At 71.4% G+C, this 17983-nt stretch carries 18 protein-coding genes; 10 read left to right on the top strand and 8 right to left on the bottom strand.

Annotated elements, in window-relative coordinates:
- The first annotated feature begins 2 nt into the window (after window positions 1-2).
- A complete protein-coding gene (locus tag K0H49_RS14165) occupies window positions 3-1358 on the top strand; it encodes an ATP-binding protein (protein WP_219213552.1) in 1356 nt (451 codons plus the stop codon).
- A 93-nt stretch (window positions 1359-1451) separates the two neighbouring features.
- Complete coding sequence (locus tag K0H49_RS14160) at window positions 1452-3170, top strand: cytochrome c biogenesis protein DipZ (protein WP_219213549.1); 1719 nt, start codon at window positions 1452-1454, stop codon at window positions 3168-3170.
- Here the strand turns inward: K0H49_RS14160 and K0H49_RS14155 are convergent.
- From K0H49_RS14155 to ruvB, 4 genes are all read right to left on the bottom strand, one after another.
- Window positions 3157-4329: a glycosyltransferase gene (locus K0H49_RS14155; RefSeq protein ID WP_219213546.1), complete on the bottom strand. Its 1173-nt coding sequence runs from the start codon at window positions 4327-4329 to the stop codon at window positions 3157-3159. The two genes, K0H49_RS14160 and K0H49_RS14155, sit on opposite strands and share 14 nt — an antisense overlap.
- Window positions 4326-5204, bottom strand: coding sequence for a UDP-2,3-diacylglucosamine diphosphatase (locus K0H49_RS14150; protein WP_219213543.1), 879 nt, complete (start codon window positions 5202-5204; stop codon window positions 4326-4328). The genes K0H49_RS14155 and K0H49_RS14150 overlap by 4 nt, the downstream gene beginning before the upstream one ends.
- Before the next feature lie 54 nt (window positions 5205-5258).
- Entirely contained in the window at window positions 5259-6230 is a 972-nt protein-coding gene (gene dmeF, locus K0H49_RS14145) for a CDF family Co(II)/Ni(II) efflux transporter DmeF (protein WP_219213540.1), read from the bottom strand.
- Window positions 6231-6391: 161 nt separating this feature from the next.
- On the bottom strand, window positions 6392-7447 hold the full coding sequence (gene ruvB, locus K0H49_RS14140) for a Holliday junction branch migration DNA helicase RuvB (protein WP_219213537.1): 1056 nt from the start codon (window positions 7445-7447) through the stop codon (window positions 6392-6394).
- Window positions 7448-7767: 320 nt separating this feature from the next.
- Between ruvB and K0H49_RS14135 the strand changes: the two genes are divergently transcribed.
- From K0H49_RS14135 to K0H49_RS14120, 4 genes are all read left to right on the top strand, one after another.
- On the top strand, window positions 7768-9468 hold the full coding sequence (locus K0H49_RS14135) for a bifunctional alpha/beta hydrolase/class I SAM-dependent methyltransferase (RefSeq protein WP_219213534.1): 1701 nt from the start codon (window positions 7768-7770) through the stop codon (window positions 9466-9468).
- A gap of 53 nt (window positions 9469-9521) precedes the next feature.
- Window positions 9522-9956, top strand: coding sequence for a hypothetical protein (locus tag K0H49_RS14130; RefSeq protein WP_219213531.1), 435 nt, complete (start codon window positions 9522-9524; stop codon window positions 9954-9956).
- Window positions 9957-10083: 127 nt separating this feature from the next.
- Window positions 10084-11394, top strand: a complete 1311-nt coding sequence (locus K0H49_RS14125; protein ID WP_219213527.1) for a ParB/Srx family N-terminal domain-containing protein — start codon at window positions 10084-10086, stop codon at window positions 11392-11394.
- 130 nt (window positions 11395-11524) lie between these two features.
- Window positions 11525-12280, top strand: coding sequence for a hypothetical protein (locus tag K0H49_RS14120; protein ID WP_257624863.1), 756 nt, complete (start codon window positions 11525-11527; stop codon window positions 12278-12280).
- Window positions 12281-12292: 12 nt separating this feature from the next.
- Here the strand turns inward: K0H49_RS14120 and K0H49_RS14115 are convergent, their stop codons facing one another.
- Window positions 12293-13282: a hypothetical protein gene (locus K0H49_RS14115; protein ID WP_219213526.1), complete on the bottom strand. Its 990-nt coding sequence runs from the start codon at window positions 13280-13282 to the stop codon at window positions 12293-12295.
- A complete protein-coding gene (gene ruvA / locus K0H49_RS14110) occupies window positions 13279-13851 on the bottom strand; it encodes a Holliday junction branch migration protein RuvA (protein ID WP_219213525.1) in 573 nt (190 codons plus the stop codon). Before ruvA ends, K0H49_RS14115 begins: the two co-directional genes overlap by 4 nt.
- 31 nt (window positions 13852-13882) lie before the next feature.
- Here ruvA and K0H49_RS14105 point away from each other — a divergent pair, with 31 nt between their 5' ends.
- Both K0H49_RS14105 and ybeY read left to right on the top strand, forming a co-directional pair.
- Window positions 13883-14830 carry a PhoH family protein gene (locus K0H49_RS14105; RefSeq protein ID WP_219213523.1) on the top strand — a complete coding sequence of 316 codons (948 nt, stop codon included), beginning with the start codon at window positions 13883-13885 and terminating at the stop codon, window positions 14828-14830.
- Entirely contained in the window at window positions 14830-15282 is a 453-nt protein-coding gene (gene ybeY / locus K0H49_RS14100; RefSeq protein WP_219213521.1) for an rRNA maturation RNase YbeY, read from the top strand. Before K0H49_RS14105 ends, ybeY begins: the two co-directional genes overlap by 1 nt.
- 126 nt (window positions 15283-15408) lie before the next feature.
- Here the strand turns inward: ybeY and dtd are convergent, their stop codons facing one another.
- Together dtd and K0H49_RS14090 are read right to left on the bottom strand one after the other, a co-directional pair.
- Entirely contained in the window at window positions 15409-15849 is a 441-nt protein-coding gene (gene dtd / locus K0H49_RS14095; protein WP_219213519.1) for a D-aminoacyl-tRNA deacylase, read from the bottom strand.
- On the bottom strand, window positions 15846-16775 hold the full coding sequence (locus K0H49_RS14090) for a cation diffusion facilitator family transporter (RefSeq protein ID WP_374122363.1): 930 nt from the start codon (window positions 16773-16775) through the stop codon (window positions 15846-15848). Before K0H49_RS14090 ends, dtd begins: the two co-directional genes overlap by 4 nt.
- Before the next feature lie 118 nt (window positions 16776-16893).
- Between K0H49_RS14090 and K0H49_RS14085 the strand changes: the two genes are divergently transcribed.
- Both K0H49_RS14085 and K0H49_RS14080 read left to right on the top strand, forming a co-directional pair.
- Window positions 16894-17361 (top strand): FecR family protein, encoded by a 468-nt coding sequence (locus tag K0H49_RS14085; RefSeq protein WP_219213515.1) that lies wholly within the window; start codon window positions 16894-16896, stop codon window positions 17359-17361.
- Window positions 17358-17960: an OmpA family protein gene (locus K0H49_RS14080; RefSeq protein ID WP_219213513.1), complete on the top strand. Its 603-nt coding sequence runs from the start codon at window positions 17358-17360 to the stop codon at window positions 17958-17960. Before K0H49_RS14085 ends, K0H49_RS14080 begins: the two co-directional genes overlap by 4 nt.
- The last annotated feature ends 23 nt before the right edge of the window (window positions 17961-17983 follow it).

Here is a 17983-nt window from a genome sequence, read left to right as displayed (position 1 = left end):
CCATGGCCACGACCCCCGCCCTTTCGCAGACGCCCGCGGCATGGCGGCGGCTCGTGCCGCGCTCGCTGTTCGCCCGCGTGACGCTGATCATCGTGGTCGGCCTCGCGATCGCGCAGCTGCTGACCTTCGCCGCGATCCGCTACGAGCGCGACACGGCGCTGCGCGAACTGATGATGATCGGCATCGAGCGCGACATCGCGAGCTCGGTCGCGATCCTCGACCGCCTGCCGGCCGCCGAGCGCGCCGGCTGGCTCGACCGCCTCGAACGGCGCAACTACCGCTTCGTGCTGGGCAGCGAGCCCGTGACGGGCACCGCGCCCGACTCGCTGGCGCTGCAGCAGTTCGCCGATGCGATCGTCGATGCGCTGCATCCCTTCGCGGTGCTCAAGGTGGTGGAGGTGGCCTCGCCGCGCGAAAGCCTGCAGGTCGCGGTGCGGCTCGCGGACGGCAGCGAGGTAACGGTGCATGCGCGGCGCGTCGGCATGCCGGTCTCGGGCTGGGTGCTGTGGATGCTGCTGGGGCAGCTCGCGGTGCTGGCGGCCTGCGCCTGGCACGCGATGCGGCTGGTCACGCGGCCGCTCGCGCAGCTCGCCGCGGCGGCCGACGGTCTCGGGCCCGAGCTCAAGACCCAGCCGCTGGCCGAGGAAGGTCCGACCGAGGTGGCGCACGCCGCGCGCGCCTTCAACGCCATGCAGCGGCGCATCGGCGGCTACATGGCCGAGCGGGTGGAGATCCTGGCCGCGATTTCGCACGACCTGCAGACGCCCATCACCCGCATGCGGCTGCGCACCGAGCTGATGGACAACGAGCGCGACCAGGCCAAGTTCCGCCAGGACCTCGACGCGATGCACACGCTGGTGCGCGAGGGCGTGACCTATGCGCGCACCTTGCACGGCGCCACCGAGCCGCCCTGCCGCATCGACGCCGATGCGCTGTTCGAGAGCATGACCGCCGACTACGAAGACGTGGGTCAGCCGGTGCCGATCGAGGGCCGCGCCGGCGCGCCGATCGTGACGCGACCCAACGCGCTGCGCCGCATCCTGATGAACCTGATCGACAACGCGCTGAAGTTCGGCTCCGAGGTGCGACTGCGCGTGCACGCCGAAGCGGACCGGCTGACGGTCAGCGTACTGGACAACGGCCCGGGCATCCCGCCGGCCGAGCTGCAGGCCGTGCTCCAGCCCTTCTACCGCGTCGAGGGCTCGCGCAACCGCGGCACCGGCGGCACCGGCCTGGGCCTGGCCATCGCGCACCAGCTCGCGATGGCGATGGGCGCCGAGCTCACGCTGCACAACCGCGCCGAAGGCGGACTGGAGGCACGCCTCACGATGAGCACCCGCACCGCCACACCGGGCTGACGCCCGCGCCCCCACGCCTCTTCTCCCGCCGCGGCTCGCACCTCGCGAGGCCGCCGGGAGCCCGCACGCCCCTTCCACACCAGGAGCCATGCCATGCTCATCCTCTTCATCGCCTACCTGGGCGGGGTGCTCACCATCCTGAGCCCCTGCATCCTGCCGGTGCTGCCCTTCGTCTTCGCACGCGCCGACCGGCCCTTCCGCTCGCACGGCCTGCCGATGCTGGCGGGCATGGCGCTGGCCTTTGCCACCATCGCCACGCTGGCCGCGGTGGGCGGCGGCTGGGTGGTCACGCTCAACCAGTACGGCCGCTACGCCGCGATCGCGCTGCTGGCGGGCTTCGGCCTCACGCTGCTGTTCCCGGCCCTCGCCGACCGGCTGAGCCGGCCGCTGGTCGCACTCGGCATGCGGCTGTCGGATGCGCCCTCGGCCGTGGCCTCGCCGCTGCTGCTGGGCATCGGCACCGGGCTGCTCTGGGCGCCCTGCGCGGGCCCGATCCTGGGCCTGATCCTCACGGGCGCGGCGCTCAACGGCGCCAGCGTCGGCACCTCCCTGCTGCTGCTGGCCTATGCCGCGGGCGCCTGCACCTCGCTGGCCGCGGCGCTGCTGTTCGGCGGCCGGCTGTTCGCGCTGATGAAGCATTCGCTGCACACCGGCGAATGGCTGCGGCGCGCGGCCGGCGCCGCGGTGCTGGTCGGCGTGGGTGCGATCGCGCTGGGGCTGGACACGGGCCTGCTCGCGCGCCTGTCGATCGGCACCACCTCGGCGCTGGAGCAGGCGCTGGTGGAGAAGGTGCGCCTGCCGGCACCGGCGACCGATGCCGGCGGCCTGATGCCCACCGCCTGGCAGGAGCCGGCAACGGCACGCGTGCTGCGCACCGAAGGCACGCTGCCTTCGCTCGCGGGCGCGACCGAGTGGATCCACTCGCCGCCGCTCACGGCCGAAGGCCTGCGCGGCAAGGTGGTGCTGGTCGACTTCTGGACCTACTCCTGCATCAACTGCCTGCGCACCCTGCCCTACCTGCGCGCCTGGGCCGAGAAGTACAAGGACGCCGGCCTGGTGGTGCTGGGCGTGCACGCGCCGGAGTTCGCCTTCGAGAAGCGTTCGGCCAACGTGCACCGGGCGGTGCGCGAGCTGGGCATCGGCTTCCCGGTGGCGGTCGACAACGACTTCGCGCTCTGGCGCGGCTTCGGCAACCGCTACTGGCCGGCCTTCTACTTCGTCGATGCGCAGGGCCGCATCCGCCACCACCAGTTCGGCGAGGGCGACTACGCGCAGGCGGAGCAGGTGCTGCAGCAGCTGCTGGCCGAGGCGGGCCGGACGAACGTGCCGTCGACGCTGGTGGCGCCCCAGGGCCAGGGTATGCAGGCCGCGCCCGGCACGGCGCCGGTGCTGTCGAGCGAGACCTACCTGGGCTACGCGCAGGCGCAGGGCTTCGCGTCACCGGGCGGCCTGGTGCGTGACCGCCGCCAGGCGTACGCCGGGGTCGACACGCTGCGCACCAACCAGTGGGCCCTGACGGGCGAGTGGACCGCGGAGTCCGAGCGCATCGTGGGCAGCAGCGCCCATGGCCGCATCGCCTACCGCTTCCATGCCCGCGACCTGCACCTGGTGCTGGGCCCCGCAGCCGACGGCAGGCCGGTGCGCTTCCGGGTGCGCGTGGACGGCCAGCCGCCGCTGGCCGACCATGGCGCCGACACCGATGCGCAGAAGCTCTACCAGCTGGTGCGCCAAGCCACGCCGGGCCCAGACCGGCTGTTCGAGATCGAGTTCCTCGACGCCGGCGCGCAGGCCTACGCCTTCACCTTCGGCTGAGGCCCGGCGTGCGGAAGTCGGGCGCCGGCAGGTCGGCCTGGGCCACGATGCGCTCCAGGATGGCCGGCAGCTCGAACACCGCGCAGTTGTCCAGGCGCCGGGTGGCGGCGCGGTAGCGCGGCAGCTCACGCACCAGCTGCGCCACCGCGGTGTCGATGCGGGCGAAGCTGGGCAGCACCAGCCCGACCTCGTGCTCGCGCACCCACTGCGTGTTGTAGCGCTCCTGCGGCAAGGTCCAGCGGTTGCGCACCACGATCACCGGCAGCCGCATCTGCACCGCCTCGCTGAGGCTGCCGGGCCCGGGCTTGCCGATGAAGAAGTCGGCCAGCTGCATGGTGCGCGCGACCTCGGGCGTGAAGCCCAGCACCCGCCGCGGCGCCCGCGCGGGCAAAGCCGCGAGCGCCTTGGCCAGCGCGGCGTTGTGGCCGCAGACCAGGATCAGTTGGGTGTCGGGCAGGCGCTTGGCGATGCCCAGCATGGCCTTCGCGCCCTGGCCGCCGAACAGCACGATGCCGGTGGGGCGGTCCGGGTCGAGGCCCAGGCGCAGGCGCTCGGCCGCGCGGTCGGCCGGCGGCGGTGCATAGAAATCGTCGCGCAGCAGCATGCCCGAGCTGGCGTGGATGTGGCTCGCGGGCAGGCCGGCGTCGCGCGCCTGCTGCAGCGCATGGGCCGAGCCGCAGACCACGTGCTGGTCCAGCCCCTTGTCGATCCAGAAGCGCGGCGGGTGGTCGGCCAGGTCGGTCAGCACGGTCGCGAAGGGCACGCCGGGCAGGGCCGAGGCCAGCGACTCGCGCAGGCCGCGGTTGAAGTTGGGGATCATCGACACCACCAGGTCGGGCTCGGTGGCCAGCCAGTGCTGCTGCAGCAGGCGCACGGTCGGCGCGTGCCACCAGCGGATCATGGCCTGCAGCAGCCTGAGCTCCTGCGCGAGCCCGGCGGTCCAGCCCCGCGCGATGCGCTTGTTGTAGTAGTCCTCGGGCTCCATGCCGGTCATGCGGCGGAACTTCTGCGTCGGGTCCAGCACCTCGCGCAGGTTCAGCAGGCGCACGGTCCAGGGCAGGCCCGCGCGCGCGATCGCGGCGCGCAGTGCGAGGGCCGAGGCGCGGTGGCCGCCGCCGGCATCGAGATAGACCAGGTCGACCGTGCGCGCACCGGTCATGCCGACACCGGCTGCCGCTTGGGCGCGGCCCGGCGCGTGCGCGCGGCCACCGGCATGTGCTCGCCCCAGCGCAGGATCTCCAGCGTGCCGTCGGCCTGCTCGGCCAGGGCCGTGAGGCTCTCGACCCAGTCGCCGTCGTTGCAGTAGAGGATGCCGTCGATGTCGCGCATCTCGGCGTGGTGGATGTGGCCGCAGACCACGCCCTGCACGCCGCGTTTGCGCGCCTCGCGCGCCACCGCGTTCTCGAAGTCGCCCACGTAGCTGACCGCGCGCTTGACCTTGAGCTTGAGGTACTGCGACAGCGACCAGTAGGGCAGGCCCATGCGTGCACGCAACGAATTGAGATGGCGGTTGAGCCGCAACGTGAACTCGTAGAGCGAGTCGCCCACGTGGGCCAGCCACTTGGCGCACTGGATCACGCCGTCGAACAGGTCGCCGTGCATCACCCACAGCGCGCGGCCGTCGGCGGTCTCGTGCACCCAGTCCTCGACCACCTCGATGCCGCCGAAGTCGTGGTTGACGTACTTGCGCGCGAACTCGTCGTGGTTGCCCGGCACGAAGATCACCCGCGTGCCCTTGCGTGCCTTGCGCAGCAGCTTCTGGATCACGTCGTTGTGCGCCTGCGGCCAGTACCACTGCCGCCGCAGCTGCCAGCCGTCGATGATGTCGCCGACCAGGTAGAGCGTCTCGCACTCGGTGTGCTTGAGGAAATCGAGCAGCGCATGTGCCTGGCAGCCCGGCGTGCCCAGGTGCAGGTCGGAGATCCACAGCGTGCGGTAGCGCAGCGGCGGCCGCGTCGGTGGATCATCGGCCGTCTCGGGAGAGGGGGCCGCAGTGTCGCGCCATGCGCGAAGGAAGGCATCGTCGCGTTGCATGGGACCGCAGCGTCGGCCCCGCGCATGTCCGCCGCGCGGCGGCGGCGTGAATTTTCAGTGACAGGGCTGCCGGATGTCGCTGCAGCGCTGCACTTCGACCGTCGAATGCACGATCTCCTCGTGCATCGAGAACTGCGCGCGCACCTCGTCGGCGCCGAGCGTGGGCGAATGCGTGACCACGCTGAGCGCGCAGGCGTAGGCGTTGCGGCCCACGCGCCAGACATGCAGATCGGCCACGCGGGTGTGCGAGTCGGCCAGGCCCTGCTCGACGCCCGCGCGGATCTCGTTGACCACGGGATGGTCCATCTCGCGGTCGAGCAGCACGCGGCCGGTCTGCAGCAGCAGGCTCTTGGCCCAGACCGCCACCAGCACCGCGCCGACGATGCCCATCACCGGGTCCAGCCAGGCCCAGCCGTAGAGCCAGCCGCCGACCAGGGCCGCGATGGCGAGCACCGAGGTGGCGGCGTCGGCCAGCACGTGGAGGTAGGCGGACTGCAGGTTGAGGTCCTTGCCATGACCGTGTGCATGGTCGTGCCCATGGCCGTGGCCATGGTGATCGTCGTGCGCGTGGTGCGCGCCGCCCAGCAGCCGCGCGCAGACCAGGTTCACCAGCAGCCCGAGCACCGCAATGACGACGGCCTCGCGGTAGTGGATGGGCTCGGGCGACCACAGCCGCTGCAGCGAACCGACCACCATCAGCGCCGCGATGCCCAGCAGCAGCAAGGCGCTCGCGAAGCCCGCCAGCACCTCGATCTTCCAGGTGCCGAAGGCGAAGCGCGGATCGGCCGCATAGCGCCGCACCGCCGCATAGGCGAAGGCGCTGAGTCCCAGCGCGAAGGCATGCGAGCTCATGTGCCAGCCGTCGGCCAGCAGCGCCATCGAGTTGAACCACCAGCCGGCGCCGATCTCCACCAGCATGGTGGCGGCCGTGATCCACATCACGAGGCGAGTGCTGCGCTCGGCCTGGTGGCTGTCGGTGTCGAAGCGATGGCTGTGCTGCCAGGCGCTCAGGTCGTGGGTGTGCATGGGCGGGGCTCCTTTGCGGCGCACTATGCCTGCAGCCGCTTGCCCGATACGCGAGAAGGGCCAGGGCGCCGTGGAACCGGCTTCGCCGGGCCACTGGCAGCGCCCCCTCGAGGGGAAGGCGCAGCCACACGAAGTGGGCCAGCCTTCGGGGGTGGGCCTTTTCAGGCCCCGAACATGTCGCCGTCGCGCGTGGGCGGCGCCACGCCCAAGTGCCGGTACGCCGCCAGCGTGGCGATCCGCCCGCGCGGCGTGCGCTGCAGGTAGCCCTGCTGGATCAGGTAGGGCTCGATCACGTCCTCGATGGTGTCGCGCTCCTCGCCGATGCTGGCCGCGATGTTGTCCAGCCCGACCGGGCCGCCGTCGAAGCGGTGGATCACGGCCTCGAGCAGCTTGCGGTCCATCAGGTCGAAGCCCTGCGGATCGACGTCGAGCATGGCCAGCGCCTTGTGGGCGATGTCCTCCGTGATCCGGCCGTCGCCCTTGACCTGCGCGTAGTCGCGCACCCGGCGCAGCAGCCGGTTGGCGATGCGCGGCGTGCCGCGCGAACGGCGCGCGATCTCGAAGCCGCCGCTCGGGTCCATCGGCACCTTGAGCAGGCCGGCGCTGCGCGTGACGATGCGCGCCAGCTCCTCGGGCGTGTAGAACTCCAGCCGCGAGACGATGCCGAAGCGGTCGCGCAGCGGGTTGGTCAGCATGCCGGCGCGGGTGGTGGCGCCGACCAGCGTGAAGGGCTGCAGGTCGAGCTTGATGCTGCGCGCGGCCGGGCCCTCGCCGATCATGATGTCGATCTGGTAGTCCTCGAGCGCGGGGTAGAGGATTTCCTCGACCACCGGGCTGAGCCGGTGGATCTCGTCGATGAAGAGCACGTCGTTGCGCTCGAGGTTGGTCAGCAGCGCGGCCAGGTCCTTGGGCTTCTCGAGCACCGGGCCCGAGGTCTGGCGCAGGTTCACGCCCAGCTCGGCCGCGATGATGTGGCTCAGCGTGGTCTTGCCCAGGCCGGGCGGGCCGAACAGCAGCACATGGTCGAGCGCCTCGCCGCGCTGGCGCGCCGCGCCGATGAAGATCTCGAGCTGCTCGCGCACCTTGGCCTGGCCCACGTACTCGTCGAGCAGCTTGGGCCGCAATGCACGCTCGATCGCCTCCTCGTTGGGCGAGGCCGGAGCGGCCGACACCACGCGGGGCGGAGCGGGAGCGAAATCGTCGGTCTGGATGGTCATGATTCGGGTAGTTGTCGGACAGTTTAGTCGGCGCAGCGAGGGCAGAATCGCCCTCCCGACAAACAAGGGTGACGTGTGTCGACCCATGAACCGAGCCCCGATTCCAGGCCATTTTGCGGCCGCCCCCGCCAGGCCCAAGCGCGCTCGGCACGCCCTCCGACGGGGCCCCGCAGCCGACCCGCCCCCTCCCCGAACGATCGCCCGCCCCATCGCCCGGACTGTCGGGCTTCGTCGGTGACGCTCGCCCGCCGGCGCCCGGCCGCCGCACCGAGGAACAAAACAACAAGACCGACCCACGAAAAAGAATGCACAGGGATTCCATGACCGAACACACGGCCCGCGTCTGCGCGGAGCAGCACTTCACGACACACGACGGCCTCTGGCTGTTCTACCGCCACTGGCCCGCCACCCGCACGCCCCGCCGGGGCGCGGTGGTCCTGTTTCACGGCGACCACGAACACGGCGCGCGCATGGCGCACCTGGTCGACGAACTCGATCTGCCGGATTTCGACTTCTTCGCCTGGGACGCCCGCGGCCACGGCCGCTCGGCCGGCCCGCGCGGCCACAGCACGGGCTTCGCGCCCTCGGTGCGCGACGTGCAGACCTTCGTCGAGCACCTCGGCGCGGCGCACGGCGTGCCCGAGCGCGCGCTGTACCTGATCGCCCAGAGCACGGGCGCGGTGCCGGTCTCGACCTGGGCCCACGACTACGCCCCCGCGCTGCGGGGCCTGACGCTCGCGTCGCCGGCCTTCAGGCGCCGGCGCGACGGGGCCTGGAGGCGCACCGGCCTCGCGCTGATGCAAGGGCTGCGCGGCGCATCCTCTGTCGCCAACGACGTGCCGCCCCAGCGCCTCACGCACGACCCGCAGCGCATCGCCAGCCACGAGAGCGACCCGCTGGTCTCGCAGGCCATCGCGGTCGACGTGCTGCTCGAGCGCCATGCCGCGGCCGAGCGCGTGGTGGCCGATGCCGGCGCGATCGTCCTGCCCGTGCAGCTGCTGGTCTCCGGCGTCGACCGGGTGGCGCATCGCCAACCGCAGCAGGCCTTCTTCGATCGCCTGGGCAGTGCGGTCAAGACCCGAATGGAGGTGCCGGGCTTCTTCCACGACGTGCTGGGCGAGCGTGAACGCGCGCCGGTGGTGGCGGCGGTGCGCGACTTCATCCTCGAACGCTTTGAGCCCCCCCCGCCGGCGGTCGAGCCGCCCGCGGCACCTGCGGCCGCCCCGGGCGCCGAGGCGCCGCGCGGGCAGCTGCCGAACGCCGGCCTGCGCCTGGGCCGCCTGTTCTCCCACGGACTGAAGCTGGTGCGCGACACCGGCTTCGACTCCGAGCGCACGCGCGAGCACATCGACCGCAACGTGCCCGAGGGTACGGGCGCACTCGGCCGCTGGATCGACCGGCGCTTCCTGAACACCATCGGCCCGCGCGGCCTGCGCCAGCGCAAGGCCCACGTCCAGGAACTGCTGCGCGAGGCCATGGAGCGCCTGGCCGAGCAGCACCGCGAGGTGCGCGTGATGGACATCGCCGCGGGCACCGGCCGCGACCTGCTCGACGCGGTGCTCTCCAGCCCGGTCAAGGCGACGTCGATCCTGTTGCGCGACCCGAACGAGGACCATGTGCGCGCCGGCCCCACGCTGTTCGCGCAGAAGGAGGTGCAGCACCTCGCGAGGTTCGTGCAGGCCGATCCCTTCGACCGCATGAGCCTGGCCCGCGTGACGCCGCGGCCCACGCTGGCCCTGGTGTGCGGCCTCTACGAAGGCTGCCCCGACAACGAGAGCGTGCGGCGCTCGCTGCAGGGCGTGGGCGATGCGGTGGAAGACCGCGGCTACCTGGTCTACACAGCCCAGCCCGGGCCGACGCCGTTCACCGGCCACGGCCCGGACGGCACCACGGCCATGCGCCGGCGCAGCCAGGCCGAGATAGACCGGCTGGTCGAGGAGGCGGGCTTCCGCAAGATCGCGCAGCGCATTGACGCGGCGGGCCTGTTTTCCGTCTGCCTGGCCATCCGTACCGGACACTGAGAAGAAGCAACGAAGGCCCCGCTCGGCCCCGCGACGCGGCACACTCGCAGGCCATGACCGACCACGAACGTTCGCTGTGCACTGCCACCGCCCGCCTGCTCCAGGCGGCCGGTGCCGTCGCGGCCTGGGGCCTCGGGCTGAGCCTGATCGCGATCGCGGTGCTGGCCCTGACCGGGCGCTCGCTGTCGCTGCTGTCCTGCATGGGGTTCGGGGCCGTGGCGGTGATCGGGGTGCTGGAGCGCTACCTGGCCCAGCGCCTGCGCCTCGACGCCGGCCTGTTCCACGACCTGGCCAGCGGCGCCATCGCCTCGCTGGGCACGCTCGACCTCGCCCTGAAGAAGCTGGGCCTGCGCTTTGCGCCCGATGCGCCGCGCGACCTGGGCGTCAGGGCCCAGGCCGCACGCCAGCTGGTGCAGCGCCATGCCATCACGGTGGCCTGCCAGAGCGCGATGTTCCTGCTGGCGCTGCTGACGCAGGACCTGCGATGAACGCCAGCCCGACGCCGCGCCGCCCCCACGTCGCGGACGGGTTTCGCCATCGAACTGTCATATTCGATTTCGAGAATGGGTTTTTCCCTTCAACGGGCCCGCACCGTGCGGCCCGGCCTCCTGCCCCATGTCTCTGGCCTTCCGTTTCGGGCGTGCGCACGCCGCACCGACCCTGCGCACCTTGTCTTCCCTGAGCGTTCTCTGCGCGCTGCTGCTCGCGGGCTGCGGAGGCGGCAGCGACGCGGGCACACCGCCGGTGGCCGAGACGCCGCCCGTCACCGTGGCGCCCGATCCCGGCACACCGCCGACCGTGACCGAGCCGGTCGCCCCCGACCCCCTGCTGAGCGCGGTGGCAGGCGACGTGCTCAAGGTCGCGATCCAGGACCTGCACCCGACGCAGCCCTCGGTCGGCTACGACCAGATCTACTACCACCTCGGGCGCAAGCAACCCGACCTGACGCGCTTCGCGGCGACGCCGGCGGGCTACCTGGGCGACGACGCCAACGACAACTACTCGCGCTACCTCTACCGCACCGAACGCAAGCGCGTCGACGACTACTGCGCCGACAACGGCCAGGGCGGCGTCGACGATGCGCGCTACGTGCCCATGACCGTGCGGCTGATCGACCCCAAGACCTTCGCCTGCAAGGACCCGGTGCCCACCGCGGGCTCGACCGGCGCGCAGGTGCTCAAGACCGTGGTGGTCGGCCGCGGCGGCACGCTCTACCTGACCGACGGCCACCACACGATGACCGCGCTCAACGAACTGGCCGACGGCGGTGCCGCGCTGCCGGTGTGGGTGCGCGTGGCGGCCAACTTCAGCAGTGCGGGCAGCGACAGCGCGTTCTGGGACCAGATGAAGGCCCAGCAGTACACCTGGCTCTTCGACGCGCAGCAGCGGCCGATCACGCCCGAGCAGCTGCCCGCCAAGGTGGGGCTGGCCACGATGCAGGACGACCCGTACCGCTCGCTGGTCTACTTCACGCGCGGCCTGGGTTACGACAACACCAACGTCTCGGAATTCGCCGAGTTCTACTGGGCCTCGTGGCTGCGCAAGAACGGCTTCGACCTGGCGGCCTACACCCGCGACGACCTGGCCCGTGCCCGGATCGAGATCAGCGGCGGCAAGCCCGTCCCGCGTGCCTCGGACAGCATGACCAGCTACGTGGCGGCAGCCCGCGATGCGGCGCTGCGCATGGTGGCGCTGGCCGTCACCGACCCGGTCGATGGTGGCCGCACCGCCGCCGACCTGGGCAAGCTGGCGCCCCCGACGGCCGCCGGCACCTGGAACGACGCGATGGAAGAAGAGATCTGGCGCACCGACCTCAACAGCTCCAGCCGCTACCGGTCGGCCGGCAAGGCCTGGTATGCCAAGCGCTTCCGCCAGTGCGGTGGCGCGGCCTCGACGGCGCCGGCCTGCTGGCTGCAGAGCGAGTGAGGGACGCGGGCCGCGGGGCCCGCGCGCGTATTTCATAGCGGCGTGCGCGAACGTCGGTTGACGGGGCGGCGGGGCATCGATCAGATCGTCCCCTTGCCTTCTTCACGCGCCCTGCGGGGGCCGCCGATCCATGCACACCGAACCCTTCTCGCTGGCCGTCGCCACGCCCACGCATTACGGGGCCATGGCCTCGCCCTATGTCGTCGGACTGTGCGAGCTGCAGGCCCATTGCTTCAAGCAGGACATCGGTTTCGAGCTGCTGCTGCAGGAAGGCGTCAGCGCCATCGACCACGCACGCAACTTCCTGGCCAACCGCTTCCTGAACGAGACCCGCGCCAGCCACCTGCTGTTCATCGACGACGACATGGGTTTCAACGTCGAGGAACTGGCCGCGATGTTCGAATGGCGGCACCGCGAGGTGGTGGCGGCGATGTGCCCCAAGCGGCGCATCGACTGGACCCGGATCAAGGCCATCGTCCAGGCCCATCCCGACATCGCGCCCGCGGCGCTGGACAACCTGGCCGGCGACTACACCGGCATGTTCAAGCTGTCGGGCGACGCGCAGACCATGAAGATCGGCGCCCAGCCGCTGCGCGTCGATGCCATCGGCACCGGCATCATGCTGATCTCGCGCGATTGCCTCGTGCACCTGATCGATGCGGCCGCGCTGCCGACGGCTTCCGATGAAGGCGCCGACTACCCGATCTACTCGTTCTTTCGCTCGACGGCCGTGGGCGGCCGGCTGCAGGGCGAGGACTACCACTTCTGCGACCTGGTCAACCGCCACGGCGGCACGGTCTGGGGCTGCCCCTGGCTGACCGTGACCCACAGCGGCACCCACCGCTTCGTCGGCGACCTCAAGGGCATCGCGCGCTACGCGGTCTGAGCCGGCTCGACGTCAGTTGTCGTCGTCGAGGCCGCCCCCTCGGGCGACCAGGTAGCCGATCAACAGCCCGACGCTGGCGCAGCCGATCGCCACCCAGAGGCTGAGGAAGGTATAGACGTTGTGGCGACCCGGATCGCTGGCCAGCGCGAACACCAGGTCGGCATCGCGCAGCCCACCGAGCCGGCGCGCCGCCGCGAAGTCGTAGGCGGCCGAGCCCAGGTGCGCCAGCGCCACGAACAGGGGCACGATCAGGGCCAGCGGCAGCCACACCCGGCGCACCTTGCGCCAGGCCAGGAACTGGGTGAAGAAGAACAGGCCGACCCCGATGACGATCAGTCCGAGCACGAAATCGTCGCGCGCAAAAGGCAGCAGCCACGGCCACACCGAGGGCAGCGGCCACAGCAGCCATTCGGCACGCGGCGCCAGCGCGATCACCGGCCGGGCGAAGGCATCGAGGCCCAGCGCCAGCAGGCCGCGCCCGACCAGCGCCGAGGCGCAGGCGATGGCCGCCACGATGAAACCCGCGGCACGCAGCCGCCGCATCCGCGCCGCGGGCGGCGGCACCGGCGGCAGCGCGGTCTTGAGCGCGACCTGCCGCAAGGGACGGCCGGGCGCCAGCCAGATCGTGTGCGTGGTGGTGATGCTGCGCGGCTGCGGCGCCGACGGCGGGGGGCTGTCGCCGGCCACGAGCACGTCGATCAGGGCCACGGCCAGCGCGAGGCTCGCCGTGGCCGTGAGCCAGGCGCAGGCACCCGGCATGTCGATGAAGCCGCCGGGCGTGAGCAGGGCCAGGTGGCCGTAGAGCAACCCGGCGCTGCCGTAGCTGATCAGGATCGGCACGCAGCAGATCAGCGCGAGCCGGCCCAGCATCGCATCGCCCTCGGGCGATTCCTGGCGCGGGTCAAGGCGCTGCCAGAGCGCCACCCAGCCCGGGGCCTCGCCGCGCCGATAGACCTTTTTCGCCTTCGCGGCGGTGCGTCGCCACCCGCCGCGCCAGCTCATTTGGCCAGCGCCCTCAGGGCCAGCTTGATGCCCTCGCTCACGCCCACGTCCTTGGGCAGGGCCTTGAGCGAAGCGGCCGCTTCCTTGTCGCTGTAGCCCAGCGCGACCAGCGCCTGCAGGATGTCGGTCTGCGAATCCGACACGTCGTGCTGCGGCAGCGCGATGTCGGCGCCGAGCTTGCCCTTGAGCTCGAGCAGCAGGCGCTCGGCGGTCTTCTTGCCGATGCCCGGGATCTTCACCAGCCGGCCCGCGTCCTGCAGCGTCACGATCTGCGCCAGCTCGGCCACGCTGAGCCCCGACAGCACGCCCAGCGCCATGCGCGGGCCGACGCCGGAGATCTTGATCAATTGGCGGAAGGTCGCGCGTTCGGCGGGCGTGCCGAAGCCGTAGAGAATCTGCGCGTCCTCGCGCACCACGAAGTGCGTGAGCAGCGACACGCGCTCGCCGGTCGGCGGCAGGTTGTAGAAGGTGCTCATCGGCACATCGACCTCGTAGCCGACCCCGTTGCAGTCCACCACCACCTGCGGTGGGTTGCGTTCGGCCAGCGTGCCGGTCAATTTGCCTATCATGGGTGCCCTTCTCTAGAGCCGGAATTATCCTTTGATCGTTCGCCACACCTTCAAGCCCCTCAACAACGTGCGCCTCGGCCACCTGTGCGGCCCGCTCGACGAGCACCTGCGCCGCATCGAGGACACGCTGGGCGTGACGATCGCGCACCGCCACGAGCAGTTCAAGGTCGAGGGCCCCAAGGCCATCGCCGACCAGGCGCTCGAGGTGCTGCAGGCGCTCTACGAGATCGCCGAGCGGCCGATCGACCCCGCCGTGGTGCAGCTCACGCTGGCCAGCGACTCGGGCATGACCGCCGACGGCGAGACCGGCCCGATGCTGGTCACGCGCCGCGCCGACCTGCGCGCCCGCACGCCCACGCAGGCGAGCTACCTCGAGAACATCGCGACCCACGACATCACCTTCGGCATCGGTCCGGCCGGCACCGGCAAGACCTACCTGGCGGTGGCCTGCGCGGTCGATGCGCTGGAGCGCAGCGCGGTGCAGCGCATCGTGCTCACGCGCCCTGCGGTCGAGGCCGGCGAGCGGCTGGGCTTCCTGCCCGGCGACCTGTCGCAGAAGGTCGACCCCTACCTGCGGCCGCTCTACGACGCGCTCCACGACCTGATGGGCTACGACAAGGTGCAGAAGGCCTTCGAGCGCAATGCGCTGGAGATCGCGCCGCTGGCCTTCATGCGCGGACGCACGCTGAACAACGCCTTCGTGATCCTCGACGAGGCACAGAACACCACGCCCGAGCAGATGAAGATGTTCCTCACGCGCATCGGCTTCGGTGCCAAGGCGGTGGTGACCGGCGACGTGAGCCAGATCGACCTGCCCAAGACCCAGCTCAGCGGCCTGATCGATGCCGAGCACGTGCTCAAGCGCGTCAAGGGCATCGCGACCACGCGCTTCACCAGCGCCGACGTGGTGCGCCATCCGCTGGTGGCGCGCATCGTCGATGCCTACGACGGTCAGCGCAAGCGCGCGGGAGGCCACTGATGGCCTTGCCGGCACTCTCGCTGTCGCTGCAGTTCGCACGCTTCAAGGACGTCGAGCGCCACCGCCTCGCGTTGCCGCGCCACAGCGTCACGCGCTGGCTGCGCCACGCGCTCGCCATCGATGGCGAAATCACCGTGCGCATCGTCGATGCCGACGAGGGCCAGCAGCTCAACCGCGAGTTCCGCGGCAAGGACTACGCGACCAACGTGCTGACCTTCGACTACGCGCAGGAGCCGGTGGTGATGGCCGACCTGGTGCTGTGCGCGCCGGTGGTGGCGCGCGAGGCGAAGGAACAGCGCAAGACGCTGGCCGCGCACTACGCGCACCTGCTGGTGCATGGCGCGCTGCATGCGCAGGGCTGGGACCACGAAACCAGCGAGGCCGACGCCGAGGAGATGGAGGCCTACGAAATCGAAATCCTGGCCGAACTCGGCATCCGCAACCCTTACTGAGGAACATCCCCGAAGCGCCTGCGGCGCCTCTTCCTCAAGGGGGCGACAGCAGCGGCCCTGCGGCGCCGGTTCCGAGGAGCCCCTGGAAAGGCATGCGCCCGTTCTCCGCGCGCAGCAAGACGGCGGTCAGACCATCTGCAGCGGGATCGTGACGGGCCCGTCGTTGACCAGGTGCACCTGCATGTCGGCCGCGAACACGCCGGTGGCGACCACCGGGTGCGCGGCGCGGGCCTGGGCCACGAAGCGGTCGTAGAGGCGCCGGCCCTCGTCGGGCGCGGCGGCGCCGGTGAAGCTCGGGCGGTTGCCGCCGCTCACGTCGGCCGCCAGCGTGAACTGGCTCACCAGCAGCAGACCGCCACCGACGTCCTGCACGCTGCGGTTCATCTTGCCGGCCTCGTCCGAGAAGATGCGCAGCTTGAGAAGCTTGGCCAGCAGGCGGTCGCCCACGGCGTCGCTGTCGCCGCGCTCGGCGCACAGCAGCACCAGCAGGCCCGGGCCGATCGCGCCCACGGTCTGGCCGTCGATGTCGACGCGGGCTTCGCGCACGCGCTGCAGCACGGCCTTCATTCGTGGGCCGCCATCTGCACGGCGCGCGCTTCCATGTCCAGCGGCAGCAGCTGGATGGTCACGCGCAGGCCCGGCACCGCGTCCATCAGCGCCTGCTCCACCGCGTCGCGCAAGCCGGCGGCGCGCTGCAGCGACCAGTCGCCCGGCACGTGCATGTGCAGGTCGGCGAAGCGGCGCTGGCCGGCGCTGCGGGTGGCGAGGTCGTCGAAGCGCAGTTGCGGCCCGTCGGGCTGGGCGGCGGCGAAGCGCGCCAGCGCGGCCTGCAGCGCCGCCAGCGAGTCGGCATCGAGGGCCTGGTCCATCAGCCCCTGCGACGAGCGCCACACCAGCTTGGCGCCCTCGCGCACGATGTTCAACGCCACGCCGATGGCCAGCACGGGGTCGAGCCAGAGCCAGCCGGTGAAGTGCACCGCGACGATGCCGACCACCACCGCGGCCGAGGTCCAGACGTCGGTGACCAGGTGGCGGCCGTCGGCCTCCAGCGCGATGGAGCGGTGCTCGCGCGCGGCGCGAAACAGCATCACGGCCAGGCCGGCGTTGAAGGCCGAGCTGACGATCGACAGCGCCAGGCCCCAGCCCAGCTGTTCCAGCGGCTGCGGCGACAGCAGCCGCAGCACCGCGACCCAGCCGATCGCCAGCGCGGCACCGATGATCAGGATGCCTTCGAAGCCCGACGAGAAGTACTCGGCCTTGTGGTGGCCATAAGGATGGTCCTCGTCGGCCGGGCGGGCGGCGATGGTCACCATGGCCAGGGCGAACATCGCGCTGGCGAGGTTGACGAAGGACTCCATCGCGTCCGAGATCAGGCCCATCGAGTTGGTGATGTAGCCCGCCGCGCCCTTGAGCACGATGGTCAGCAGGGCCACGGCGATCGACAGCCGCAGCAATGCGGAAGGACCCCAGCGGGCGCTGCGAGAAGGTGGGATGGGAGTTGGAGCCACGGTGAAACGGTACTGGCACACGGTTGAGGCGTGAATTATCAGGGCCTGAGGAAGTCCGCAGACGGGTCGCGTACCATGACAGCCCCCCACGCCCTCCCACGCCATGAAAAACAGACTCCTGCCCCTGCTTTGCGCGCTGGCCTTGCTCAGCGGTGCGGCGTTCGCCCAGAACACCCCCTCGGCCGAGCAGCAGGCCGGCACGGTCAAGTCAGTGCGCGGCGATGTGCAGCTGCTGGGCGCCGGCGATGCCACGCGGCCGGCCGCGCCGGGCGACGCCCTGTCGCCGATCGACCGGATCGTGACCGGCCCGGATTCGGCCGCCAGCGTGGTGCTGCGCGACGGGACCACGATGGTGCTCGGCCCTTCGTCGCGGCTGGACGTGAAGGAATTCCATTTCGACGCCACCACCCATGACGGCGGCCTGCTGGTGTCGCTGCTGCGCGGCTCGATGCGCATGATCACCGGCCTGATCGGCAAGGCCCACCCCGACGCCATCCGCGTCGAAACCCAGACCGCCACCATCGGCATCCGCGGCACCGACTTCATCGTGCAGGCCGACCCCCAACCGTGATTTCTTCCCGTCTTCCCGCCGCGCTCGCCCTGAGCGCCTTGCTTGCGGCCTGCGCCGCCCCCAGCACCCGCGTCGTGCTGCTGCCCCAGGAAGACGGCTCGCCGTCGGCCGTGGTCGTCAGTGCCAACGGCGGCCGCGAAACGCTGGACAAGCCCTACGCGCGCGCCACCGCGGCCCGCGGCGCCACCGGCGCGCCGGTCGTCGACCAGGCCGATCCGGCCAAGGTGGCGGCCGACAACCGCAGCCTGTTCGAACTCAAGCCGCCGAGCCCGCAGCGCTACACGGTGTTCTTCGACCTGGGCGGAACGGCGCTGGCCGGCGACTCCCAGTCCACGCTGACCGAGGCGCTGGCAGCGGCCCTGGCCCGCAGCGGCGGCGAGATCGTGGTCACGGGCCACACCGACACCATCGGCAACCTCGAACAGAACGACGAGCTGTCGCGCCGGCGCGCGCAGCAGGTGCGCCAGATGTTCGAAGACCGCGGCTTCCCGGCGGCCCGGATCCTGGCCATCGGTCGCGGCAAACGCGAACTGGCCGTGCCGACGCCCGACGAGACCGTGGAGCCGCGCAACCGGCGCGTGACGATCGAAGTCCGCTGAGCCGCAGGGCCGTGCCGGCCCGC

Source organism: Variovorax boronicumulans, assembly GCF_019352895.1.
Lineage (GTDB): Bacteria > Pseudomonadota > Gammaproteobacteria > Burkholderiales > Burkholderiaceae_C > Variovorax > Variovorax boronicumulans_A.
The sequence above is the reverse complement of the archived record's forward strand: the minus strand, read 5'-3'. Positions and strand labels throughout refer to the sequence as shown.

Bases quoted from the DNA above. Each gene is read 5' to 3' on its own strand.
- K0H49_RS14165 (WP_219213552.1), top strand. From the start codon at position 3: ATGGCCACGACCCCCGCCCTTTCGCAGACGCCCGCGGCATGGCGGCGG.
- K0H49_RS14160 (WP_219213549.1), top strand. From the start codon at position 1,452: ATGCTCATCCTCTTCATCGCCTACCTGGGCGGGGTGCTCACCATCCTG.
- K0H49_RS14155 (WP_219213546.1), bottom strand. From the start codon at position 4,329: ATGACCGGTGCGCGCACGGTCGACCTGGTCTATCTCGATGCCGGCGGC.
- K0H49_RS14150 (WP_219213543.1), bottom strand. From the start codon at position 5,204: ATGCAACGCGACGATGCCTTCCTTCGCGCATGGCGCGACACTGCGGCC.
- dmeF (WP_219213540.1), bottom strand. From the start codon at position 6,230: ATGCACACCCACGACCTGAGCGCCTGGCAGCACAGCCATCGCTTCGAC.
- ruvB (WP_219213537.1), bottom strand. From the start codon at position 7,447: ATGACCATCCAGACCGACGATTTCGCTCCCGCTCCGCCCCGCGTGGTG.
- K0H49_RS14135 (WP_219213534.1), top strand. From the start codon at position 7,768: ATGACCGAACACACGGCCCGCGTCTGCGCGGAGCAGCACTTCACGACA.
- K0H49_RS14130 (WP_219213531.1), top strand. From the start codon at position 9,522: ATGACCGACCACGAACGTTCGCTGTGCACTGCCACCGCCCGCCTGCTC.
- K0H49_RS14125 (WP_219213527.1), top strand. From the start codon at position 10,084: ATGTCTCTGGCCTTCCGTTTCGGGCGTGCGCACGCCGCACCGACCCTG.
- K0H49_RS14120 (WP_257624863.1), top strand. From the start codon at position 11,525: ATGCACACCGAACCCTTCTCGCTGGCCGTCGCCACGCCCACGCATTAC.
- K0H49_RS14115 (WP_219213526.1), bottom strand. From the start codon at position 13,282: ATGAGCTGGCGCGGCGGGTGGCGACGCACCGCCGCGAAGGCGAAAAAG.
- ruvA (WP_219213525.1), bottom strand. From the start codon at position 13,851: ATGATAGGCAAATTGACCGGCACGCTGGCCGAACGCAACCCACCGCAG.
- ybeY (WP_219213521.1), top strand. From the start codon at position 14,830: ATGGCCTTGCCGGCACTCTCGCTGTCGCTGCAGTTCGCACGCTTCAAG.
- dtd (WP_219213519.1), bottom strand. From the start codon at position 15,849: ATGAAGGCCGTGCTGCAGCGCGTGCGCGAAGCCCGCGTCGACATCGAC.
- K0H49_RS14085 (WP_219213515.1), top strand. From the start codon at position 16,894: ATGAAAAACAGACTCCTGCCCCTGCTTTGCGCGCTGGCCTTGCTCAGC.